Source organism: Saliniramus sp. (assembly GCF_035311605.1).
In the GTDB taxonomy this organism is placed as follows: Bacteria; Pseudomonadota; Alphaproteobacteria; order Rhizobiales; family Beijerinckiaceae; genus Saliniramus.
This window is the reverse complement of the sequence record NZ_DATGCW010000050.1, coordinates 1-9,129: the sequence shown is the minus strand read 5'-3', so window position 1 is coordinate 9,129 and position 9,129 is coordinate 1. Positions and strand designations below refer to the sequence as shown.

11 protein-coding genes, 1 tRNA gene and 1 pseudogene are annotated in these 9,129 nt (G+C 64.3%); 11 read left to right on the top strand and 2 right to left on the bottom strand.

The annotated features are described in order from the left end of the window. The 10 genes and pseudogenes from VKP01_RS02555 to VKP01_RS02510 form a co-directional block, all read left to right on the top strand. A pseudogene (locus VKP01_RS02555) lies at window positions 1–232 on the top strand (hypothetical protein); the annotation flags it as partial. A gap of 67 nt (window positions 233–299) precedes the next feature. Next, complete coding sequence (locus VKP01_RS02550) at window positions 300–1,307, top strand: ABC transporter permease (RefSeq protein WP_324410065.1); 1,008 nt, start codon at window positions 300–302, stop codon at window positions 1,305–1,307. Further along, window positions 1,270–2,196: an ABC transporter permease gene (locus VKP01_RS02545; protein ID WP_324410064.1), complete on the top strand. Its 927-nt coding sequence runs from the start codon at window positions 1,270–1,272 to the stop codon at window positions 2,194–2,196. Before VKP01_RS02550 ends, VKP01_RS02545 begins: the two co-directional genes overlap by 38 nt. A 4-nt stretch (window positions 2,197–2,200) precedes the next feature. Continuing rightward, entirely contained in the window at window positions 2,201–3,475 is a 1,275-nt protein-coding gene (locus VKP01_RS02540) for an MFS transporter (protein WP_324410063.1), read from the top strand. Further along, window positions 3,468–4,226 (top strand): isochorismatase family protein, encoded by a 759-nt coding sequence (locus VKP01_RS02535; RefSeq protein ID WP_324410062.1) that lies wholly within the window; start codon window positions 3,468–3,470, stop codon window positions 4,224–4,226. The genes VKP01_RS02540 and VKP01_RS02535 overlap by 8 nt, the downstream gene beginning before the upstream one ends. Window positions 4,227–4,230: 4 nt before the next feature. Further along, entirely contained in the window at window positions 4,231–4,995 is a 765-nt protein-coding gene (locus VKP01_RS02530) for an isochorismatase family protein (protein WP_324410061.1), read from the top strand. A 55-nt stretch (window positions 4,996–5,050) separates the two neighbouring features. Then, on the top strand, window positions 5,051–5,584 hold the full coding sequence (locus VKP01_RS02525) for a permease (protein ID WP_074443556.1): 534 nt from the start codon (window positions 5,051–5,053) through the stop codon (window positions 5,582–5,584). Continuing rightward, entirely contained in the window at window positions 5,581–6,093 is a 513-nt protein-coding gene (locus VKP01_RS02520) for a hypothetical protein (RefSeq protein ID WP_324410060.1), read from the top strand. The genes VKP01_RS02525 and VKP01_RS02520 overlap by 4 nt, the downstream gene beginning before the upstream one ends. Window positions 6,094–6,114: 21 nt before the next feature. Next, complete coding sequence (locus VKP01_RS02515) at window positions 6,115–6,828, top strand: isochorismatase family protein (protein WP_324410059.1); 714 nt, start codon at window positions 6,115–6,117, stop codon at window positions 6,826–6,828. A 374-nt stretch (window positions 6,829–7,202) separates the two neighbouring features. Then, complete coding sequence (locus tag VKP01_RS02510) at window positions 7,203–7,373, top strand: hypothetical protein (RefSeq protein WP_324410058.1); 171 nt, start codon at window positions 7,203–7,205, stop codon at window positions 7,371–7,373. Window positions 7,374–7,424: 51 nt separating this feature from the next. On the opposite strand, the gene VKP01_RS02505 is transcribed toward VKP01_RS02510, so the two are convergent. Further along, a tRNA-Arg gene (locus VKP01_RS02505) sits at window positions 7,425–7,501 on the bottom strand. Window positions 7,502–7,695: 194 nt separating this feature from the next. Here VKP01_RS02505 and panC point away from each other — a divergent pair. Then, window positions 7,696–8,559: a pantoate--beta-alanine ligase gene (gene panC / locus VKP01_RS02500; RefSeq protein ID WP_324410057.1), complete on the top strand. Its 864-nt coding sequence runs from the start codon at window positions 7,696–7,698 to the stop codon at window positions 8,557–8,559. A gap of 17 nt (window positions 8,560–8,576) precedes the next feature. Here panC and VKP01_RS02495 read toward each other — a convergent pair. Next, window positions 8,577–9,129: GNAT family N-acetyltransferase (locus VKP01_RS02495; protein ID WP_324410056.1), on the bottom strand; the 553-nt coding region annotated here is incomplete at its 5' end.

The following is a 9,129-nucleotide window of genomic DNA, read 5'->3' as shown; positions in this document are numbered from 1 at the left end:
GCGCATCGCCTACTCGAATCCCGAGCTGGACGAATTGTTCCGGCTCGAGCGGGCCGAGTTCGATCCCGATCGACGCAACACGCTGCTGCGGGAGGTTTTCACGGTGATCGCCGAGGATGCGCCGGTCCATTTCCTGTGGCGCCACCGGATGGCCTGGGGCGTGTCGAAAGACATCGCATACGCACCACGCCCCGATGCCCGGCTTGAGGCCTGGGACATCTTCGTCCGCTGAACCCTGCTTCAGCCGCGCACCCATCGGTGTGCGGCTGTCCCTTCAGCGACGATGACGGAGATCGACCATGCTCGCCTATACCGCCAAGCGCCTGATCGGCACGGTACCGGTCCTGCTGCTCATCACCCTGCTGGTATTCGCCATGATGCACGCCGCACCCGGTGACCCGGCTACGATGCTGCTGAACGAGGAGGCGACGCCGGAGGAAGTTGCCGAGGTCCGCACACGCTGGGGCCTCGACCAGCCGATGTTCGTGCAATACCTGCGCTTCATCGCCGCCGCACTGACGCTCGATTTCGGCGAGAGTTTTCGTTACGGCGTCCCGGTTGCCGAACTGATTGCAGAGCGCTTTCCCGCAACGCTCGAACTGGCGGTCTATGCGACCCTGATCGCGGTGATCATTGCAGTCCCGCTCGGTGTCTGGGCCGGTTCGCGCCCCAATTCCTGGATCGACAGCGCTGGCTCGTTTTTCGGATTCTTCGGCATCTCGATGCCGAATTTCTGGATGGCCATCATGCTGATCCTGCTGGTGGCCGGAACCTTCAATCTGCTTCCGTCGAGCGGTCGCTCCACCTGGGGCATCGATGTGCCCGCCATCACCGGCTTCCGTACCGTGGACGCATTGATTGCCGGAAACTGGACCGCTTTTCGCGATGCCATGGCGCATCTGCTGCTGCCCGCCTTCGTGCTGGGCATCAACATGACCGGCATCCTCATGCGCATCACCCGATCCTCGATCATGGAGCAGATGAACGAGGATTACATCATGACGGCGCGCGCCAAGGGTCTGAGCGGGCGGCTGGTTCTGTGGCGCCATGGCCTGCGCAATGCACTGGTGACGATCATCACCATCGTCGGCCTCGAATTCGGCGCCCTGCTGTCGGGTTCGATCATCGTCGAGACAATCTTCGCCTGGCCCGGGATAGGAGCACTTCTCCTGCAGGGCCTCGGCGCGCGCGATTATCCCCTGATCACCGGAGTCGTGATGGTCTACACGCTCCTCTTCATCTTCGTTAACCTGTTGGTGGACATCCTCTATGCCTCAATCGATCCCCGCATCAACCTCGACCGCTGAAGCGGCAGGGGCAGAAGCTGCACGCCTGAAATCGGCGCGCCTGCGCGCTGTGCTGCGTCCCTGGCTGACGGTAAAGGCCGTTTCCGCGATCGTGGTCCTGACGGTGTTCGTCGCCTTTGCCCTGTTCGCGCCATTTCTCGTGCCCTTCGACCCCAACCGTCAGAATCTCCTGATGGCCCTCACGCCACCGCAATTTTTCGACGGGCCCCATTTTCTGGGCACCGATCACGTCGGTCGCGACATCCTGAGCCGCATCATCTACGGCGCGCGGATTTCCCTGCTGATCGCGGTCGCGGTGGTCGTCTTCTCCGGGATCATCGGTATCGTTCTGGGGCTGATCTCCGGCTATTTCGGCGGCTGGGTGGATTTCGCCATCCAGAAGCTGCTCGAAGTCTTCTGGGCCTTTCCGCCGCTGCTTCTGGCCATCACCATCGTCGCGTTTTTCGGCCAGGGACTTGCGGTGCTGATCGTCGCGCTCGCGATACAGCGATGGATTCCCTATTGCCGCGTGGCGCGCGCCAATACGCTCAGCCTGAAGGAGCATGAATTCGTCATGGCCGCCCGCTCGCTCGGCGCCGGGCACACACGCATCGTCGCGCGGCATATTGCGCCCAACCTGATGCAATCGGCTCTGATCATCGGCACTTTCGCCATGGCCACGGCGATTCTGGCCGAGGCCGCCCTCAGTTTCCTCGGCCTCGGCGTGCCGCCCAACATTCCAACCTGGGGTGCGATGCTGTCCGATGCGCGCTCCTATATCTCGACATCGTGGTGGATGTCGCTGTTTCCGGGCCTGTGCATCTTCCTGACCGTGCTGGCCATCAACCTGCTGGGGGATGCGCTGCGCGACAATCTCGACCCGCGCCTGCGCCGGTCGGGCAAGGCCTGATCCCGTGGAAGCGCCCCTCCCCGATGCGATCAGGGCTGCCCGGGGCTGGCGCGGCGTCCTGCGCGATGTGCCGGGCCTGCCGTTCATCATGGTCACCGTTGCGTTGCACATGATGATGTTCGGCATGCTGACGCCGGTCATGGCGCTGTACGCGCAGGGTTTCGGTATCGGCGAATGGCAGATCGGGCTGATGATCACCGTCTTCGCCATCGGTCGTCTGGCCGCCGACATTCCCGCCGGTCACGCCGCCCCGCGCATCGGGCTGGCCCCGCTTCTGTGGGGTGGCCCATTGCTGTGTGGTCTCGGATCGGTGATCGGGGCGCTGGGGCCCGATTATACGATCGTTCTCGCGGGTCGCATGCTGCAGGGCGTCGGATCGGGTATCTACATGACGGCCGCCACCATATTCTGCGCCCGCGCCAGTTCACCCGCAAACCGTGGTCGGGTGATGGCCCTGTTCCAGGGAGCGTTGCTCTCGGGAGCGGCCGCCGGCCCGGCTCTGGGCGGGTTTGCGGCGGGGCTGATGGGGCTGAACGGGCCGTTCTGGGTGGCCGGGGCGATCGGGCTCGTCACCGCGCTCTATGCCTTCTTCGCCTTCAGGCGCAGCGCCGAAACCAGCGCGCCGGGCCGGGTCAGGCACGACCTGCGCGGTTCGACGGCATTGCTGCTGATGCTGCCTTTCCTGTGCGTGCTGCTCGTCAACCTCGCGATCTTTCTGACGCGCACGGCGGCACAATGGCAGATGATCCCGCTGATGGCCGCCGATCGCTTCGGCATGGGGGCGGATGCGATCGGACTGGCCCTGACGCTGTCTGCATTGACGAATCTCGCTGTCCTGCCACTGGCCGGCATCCTCGTCGATAGCGTGCCGCGCGGACGCATCATCGTCGTCTCGCTGCTCGCCGCCGCAGCGGCCCTGGTCCTGATCGTATGGGCCGATTCCGCGCTGGCCTTCTATCTGGGCATGATCGGGATGGGGGCCGCGACCGGCCTCGGCGGCCCTGCCGTCGCCGCGCATGCGGTCGATGTCGTGCCCGAGGAAGCCATCGGCCCGGCCATGGGAATGTTACGTTTCGCCGGCGACTGCGGATACCTGGTCGGACCGCTTTCGCTCGGCCTGCTCGTCGACATGGCACTGGTCGGCCATGGCGGCGCAATTCTCATCAACGCTGCCCTGCTCGCAGGCTGCAGCCTGATCTTCGTCCTGTTTGCCGGCGCGCCCGTGCGCCCGGGCGAGCCCGCCCCGCTACGAACTCACAGAGGAGAGAACCATGACTGAACGGATTTGGGACAAGTTTCTGACCGAGCGCGACAAGGCGGTGTTTGCCGCCTCGGGCTATGGCGCGCAAGGCGCCTGGGGTGAGCGCCCGGCGCTCCTCGTGATCGACGTCAACTACGCCTTCTGTGGCGAGCAACCGACGCCGATCCTCGAATCGATCAAGAAGTGGCGCACCAGCTGCGGTGAGGATGCGTGGGAGGCGATACCCGTGATCCAGCGCCTGATCGGGACCTGTCGCGAACGGGCGATTCCGGTGATCTACACCACCGGCCAGCGCCGTGCCGACAAATGGGATAGCGGATCCTGGAGCTGGAAGAACAACCGCGGATCAGAGGCGCCGAAGGTCGATGGCTCGAACCGTGACGGCAATGCCATCATGGACGAGATCGCCCCCGGTCCGCGTGATCTCGTGGCGCTGAAGCAGAAGCCCTCGGGCTTCTTCGGCACGCCGCTGCAATCCTGGCTTCAGCTTCTGGGTTGCGACAGCGTGATCGTGACGGGCACAACGACTTCCGGCTGTGTTCGCGCAACCGTGCTGGATGCCTTCTCCCAGAACTATCGCGTCACAGTGGTCGAGGATGGCTGCTTTGACCGCGCGCAGGCCTCCCACGCCATCAACCTGTGCGACATGAACGCCAAATACGCCAACGTCCTCCACAGCGAGGAGGTGCTGGAATACCTGCGTGGCGTGCCGCAAGGGCTGTTCGACCTGCCCTCGGGCGCCGGCATGACACAGACAGCAGCGGAGTAGAACCATGCAAGACGAAACCAACCACAGCTGGGATCCGTTCCTGACCGACCGCGACAAGGCGGTGTTCAAGGCCAGCGGCTTCGGCGCCACCGGCGGCTTCGGCAAGCGCCCGGCAATCCTCGTGATCGACATCAATTATGCGTTCACGGGCGAGCGGCGCGAGCCCATCCTGGAGAGCATCAGGCACTGGTCGAATTCCTGCGGCGAAGATGCCTGGGACGCGCTCCCCCATGTTCAGAAGCTCCTTGATGCCGGGCGCAGCAAGGGCCTTCCGGTGATCTATACCACCGGCGTGCGCCGTCCCGACGGCTGGGATGGCGGCTCCTGGCTATGGAAGAACAGCCGTGGCAGCGAGCGCAAGCAGACCCGCGACACACAGGCCCGGGATGGCAACGAGATCAACGCGCTGATCGCACCGCAGCCACAAGACATCATGGTCTACAAGCAGAAACCCTCGGGCTTCGCCGGTACGCCGCTGTTGTCCTACCTGACATTGCTGCGTGCCGACAGCGTCATCGTCGTCGGCACCACGACCTCGGGGTGTGTGAGGGCGACTGTGATCGACGCCTTCTCGAACAATTTCCGCGTCGCGGTCATGGAGGAAGGCTGTTTCGATCGCAGCCAGGCGAGCCATGCCATCAACCTCTGCGACATGCATGCGAAATACGCCGATGTGGTGAGCACGGCAACCACTCTCGATTTCATCGAGGGCTTGCCCGACGGCCTGTTCGCCAGGACCGCACCGCAGGTCACCCAGGCTGCCGAGTAACGCGCAAGCGGTGCGGCGCAAGAGCCGTCGCACCGCAATTCGAGGACATCGACGGATGAAGATCAAGACGGCGGACTGGGTGTTCGTGGGCGTGGCGCTTGCTTCGGGGGCTGCGTGCTGGACGCTGCTCGGACCATCCGGGGTCCGCGCAGGACTAAGCGATGCGGGCGATCTGCTGCTCATGATCATGCCCCAACTTGGCGCCGGTCTGCTGATCGGCGGCCTCGTACAGCAATTCGTCGATCGCGAGCGTGTGGCCGCGATGCTCGGGCAGAATTCCGGCTTCCGGGGGCTGGGGCTCGCCTCGGTGGCCGGGATGTTGACGCCCGGCGGCCCCTTCGCCTCGTTCCCGCTGGTCTATGCGTTGTGGGTTGCCGGCGCTGATGCAGGCGCGCTGATCGCCTTCATCACTGCATGGTCGCTGATCGGCATCAACCGCCTCGTCATCTGGGAACTGCCCTTCATGGGGGCCGATTTCGCGCTTCTCCGGTTTTTCGTCAGCCTGCCACTGCCCATCCTGGCGGGGCTGATCGCACGCTGGCTGGTTCTGGCAACGCCACTGAAGATCCGCGAGGCACCGCGCTCATGACCCCGGTTGCCCTCATACTTTGGGGTATCGTCGCGGTGATGGCGGTAATGGTCGGCGCGCGCAAGGGTGCAGCGGGGCTGCGCGGTGCGGGAGCCTTCGCTGCGGGCCAGGCATCCGTATTGCTGATCAGGCTGCCGATGGCCCTGCTCGCCGCTTCCTTTCTCACGCAGATCGTTCCGACCGACAAAGTCGCTGCCGTCCTGGGGCCTGAAACAGGCCTCTCGGGCATTCTGCTCGCATCCGTGGTCGGCGGATTGCTGCCTGGCGGGCCGATGCTGTCGTTCCCGCTGGCGCTCATCGTCTGGCAATCGGGCGCCGGCGAGGCCCAGACGGTGGCTTTGCTGGCCGGATGGTCGGTCTTCGCCATGCATCGGATGCTGGCCTTCGAGGCTCCGATCATGGGGTGGCGCTTTGTTGCGTTGCGCCTGTTGTCGAGCAGCGCCCTGCCCTTGATGGCCGGGCTGCTGGCTGCCGCAGTGTTGGGGCTGCTCGATATTCTGTTCCTCTGACAACTCAAAAGGAGAAATACCATGACACCCGATCGTTTCGAGGATCATTGCTGGAAAGATGCCGTACCGCAGGACCTGATTGACCTGTACGCGCCATATGCGCGCGAGACCTTCGTGGGGCCGAAGCCAGCGCTTTTGTGCATCGACTTCTACAATATCGTCTATCGCGGCGGTGCGAAAAATCCGCTGGAAATCCAGGAAGAGCATCCCAATACATGCGGGGTGTATGCCCACGCAAGCATCGAGCCGACGCAGAAACTGATCGCGGCGGCGCGTATGGCCGGCGTACCGATCTTCTATTGCACGCAGGATTTCCGCCCCATGAACCGACCGCCCGGTGTGGGCTCGACAAAGCGTCAGAAGGTCGAGTGGAAGAAAGAGGATTTCGATATCTACGAGCCGCTCGCTCCGCAGGATGGTGACGTCGTGATCTACAAGCAACGCGCCAGCATCTTTCAGGGCACACCGATCGTATCGCACCTGAATTATCTGGGCGTGCAGAGCCTGATCGTCTGCGGTGAAAGCACGTCCGGCTGCGTGCGCGCATCATGCGTCGATGCGTATTCGAACGGCTTCCACGTCTCGCTGGTGGAGGAATGCACGTTTGATCGCCATGAGCTGATTCACAAGATCAATCTCTTCGATCTGCACCACAAATACGTCGACGTCATGCACCTTGATGAGGTTGTGCAGCATCTGGGCGGAATGACCGAAGGCAAGATTGCAGCTGAATAGGGAAGCGAGCCCCTCATATCCTCGGCTCTTGATTGGGGCCCGGGGCTTCTCGCTGACAGCGAAGAGCCCCGGGCGCCGCCGATCCTGCTTTCAGAGCACCCGGCCTGACTCCATCAGGTCCGGCGCTCCAAGTCATTGTTTGACGCATCATTTCGTCAGCCGGTATGTACCTGACGGAATGATGCTTGTCTTATGACTTTCTCTGCCGAATGGGCGAGAACGGATCGTCAGGAGCGGGTGGCCACCGCTCCCGACGGCGAGGGTCGGATCGAAGCCCGCCACATAAGGTCGCTCACTCTGACCGAGGCGCCCTGATCGATCAGGGCGGCGCAAGCGGCCGGGGTGAGCGCGCCGTGATAGGATGACGGCTCGGGATGGGCGTGGAAGATATGCGCATGCATTGCTTCGGAACCATGATCGCCGCCCTTGATGTCGAACTCTGGATGCTGACCCACCCGGACCTGCGCCACACCGCACGTATCCGCACGGTCGCCGAATATCTAAGCCGATGCAGCCTGATCAGGCAGCGCCTGGATGGGCGATAGCGGGTGCGGGCCGATCGAACGCGGCGGCTTTCGGATCGTGCATTCATGATATGGCGACCCCGACAGGATTCGAACCTGTGACCCTCAGATTAGGAATCTGATGCTCTATCCTGCTGAGCTACGGGGCCGTCCCGGATCGTTTAGCATGAAGCCGGGCTGCGGGCCAGCTTGATCATGGGCATTCGCGCCGAACTTGCGCAGGCGGTGAATGCCGGGTTCGCCATCGGGGATTTGCGCAAGGACGTGGCTCTGATAAGGCATGGCCATGCCGATGCTCCAGCCCGCAGATCCCCGGTTGCCGATGCGTCAGAGGAAGGAAGCGATGTCCGATCAAACCGCTGCGACCCGCCCGGCGCCTCCGATCGTGGAAGACTTGGCCGCCCTGCGCGCCCGGGTTGGGCAATGGCGCGCTGCGGGGGAGCGCGTCGCGCTGGTCCCGACCATGGGGGCGCTGCATGAGGGCCATCTCTCGCTGGTGCGGCAGGGACGGGCAAAGGCCGATCGTGTCGTCGTCTCGATCTTCGTCAACCCGACCCAGTTCGGCCCGGGGGAGGATCTCGCGCGCTATCCGCGCACTTTCGAAGCCGATTGCGCGGCGCTGGCGCCGTGCGCGGACCTCGTCTTCGCGCCACAGGCGCAAGCGATGTATCCGCCGGGCTCTTCCAGCATGATTTCGCTGGAAGGCCCCGCCACAGCCGGTCTCGAGGATGCGTTCCGGCCCGGCCATTTTCGCGGAGTCGCCACCGTCGTCGCCAAGCTGCTCCTGCAATGCGGCCCCGATATCGCGCTGTTCGGCGAGAAGGATTATCAGCAATTGAAGGTGATCATGCGCATGGTCGCCGATCTCTTCATCCCTGTCGATATCATCGGCGGCGAGACGGTGCGCGAGGCCGACGGCCTCGCCCTGTCCTCGCGCAACCGCTATCTTGCCGCCGATGAGCGCGCGCGCGCGCCGCAGCTCCATGCGGCGATGCAGCGCTGCGCGAAGGCAATCGCGGCGGACGACGATCCCGCAGCCGTCCTCGCCCGCGAAGAGGACACGCTCGCGAAAGCGGGATTTGTCGTCGATTACCTCGCCCTGCGCGATGCCGAATCGCTCGGGGAGCCCGACCCGGCCCGCCCGCGCCGCCTGCTCGCGGCGGCGAAACTCGGGGCGACACGCCTGATCGACAATATCGCGGTATAGCGCATAACGCCCGCCGTTCATGCTGGAGCGACGCGATAGGAATAGCCGTATGAATCGGCAAATCCGAGCCTGCGATACAGCCCGATAGCAGCGGTATTCGTCTCCAGAACCTGCAGATAGGCCGTGCCCGCGCCACGGCGCAGCGCCTCGTCCAGCATGCCGGCGACGAGCCTGCGCCCGAAACCGCGCCCGCGCAGGCGCGGTTCGACGAGGATATCGAACAGCCCGACACAGCCGCGTTCGATCACCGCGAGCCCGTAGCCACAGGGCGCGCCGTCCTGCAGAAGCGTGGCGTAGAAGGCCTCGCTCCGGATCGCGGCGAGCATGGCGGTGAGGGTGGGGCGGATGCCGCTGCCATGGCGGTTGCTGGCGATGAAACCGGCGAGCCAGGCTTCGTCGGGTTGCGCCGCGAAAACCAGGGCGGGATCGGCATGCGCGTGAGCGGCGGGATCGCCGCAGAGCATCACGCTGGTCGGCTCGATCCGCTCATAACCGCGCGCGTCCAGCCAGGCTTCGTCCCCGGGCGTCGCGAAGGGCGTGAGGCGAAAGATCGGCGTCTGGCCGTGGCGG

Coding starts and splice junctions, on each gene's coding strand:
- VKP01_RS02550 (WP_324410065.1), top strand. CDS start 300: ATGCTCGCCTATACCGCCAAGCGCCTGATCGGCACGGTACCGGTCCTG.
- VKP01_RS02545 (WP_324410064.1), top strand. CDS start 1,270: ATGCCTCAATCGATCCCCGCATCAACCTCGACCGCTGAAGCGGCAGGG.
- VKP01_RS02535 (WP_324410062.1), top strand. CDS start 3,468: ATGACTGAACGGATTTGGGACAAGTTTCTGACCGAGCGCGACAAGGCG.
- VKP01_RS02530 (WP_324410061.1), top strand. CDS start 4,231: ATGCAAGACGAAACCAACCACAGCTGGGATCCGTTCCTGACCGACCGC.
- VKP01_RS02525 (WP_074443556.1), top strand. CDS start 5,051: ATGAAGATCAAGACGGCGGACTGGGTGTTCGTGGGCGTGGCGCTTGCT.
- VKP01_RS02520 (WP_324410060.1), top strand. CDS start 5,581: ATGACCCCGGTTGCCCTCATACTTTGGGGTATCGTCGCGGTGATGGCG.
- VKP01_RS02515 (WP_324410059.1), top strand. CDS start 6,115: ATGACACCCGATCGTTTCGAGGATCATTGCTGGAAAGATGCCGTACCG.
- VKP01_RS02510 (WP_324410058.1), top strand. CDS start 7,203: ATGGGCGTGGAAGATATGCGCATGCATTGCTTCGGAACCATGATCGCC.
- panC (WP_324410057.1), top strand. CDS start 7,696: ATGTCCGATCAAACCGCTGCGACCCGCCCGGCGCCTCCGATCGTGGAA.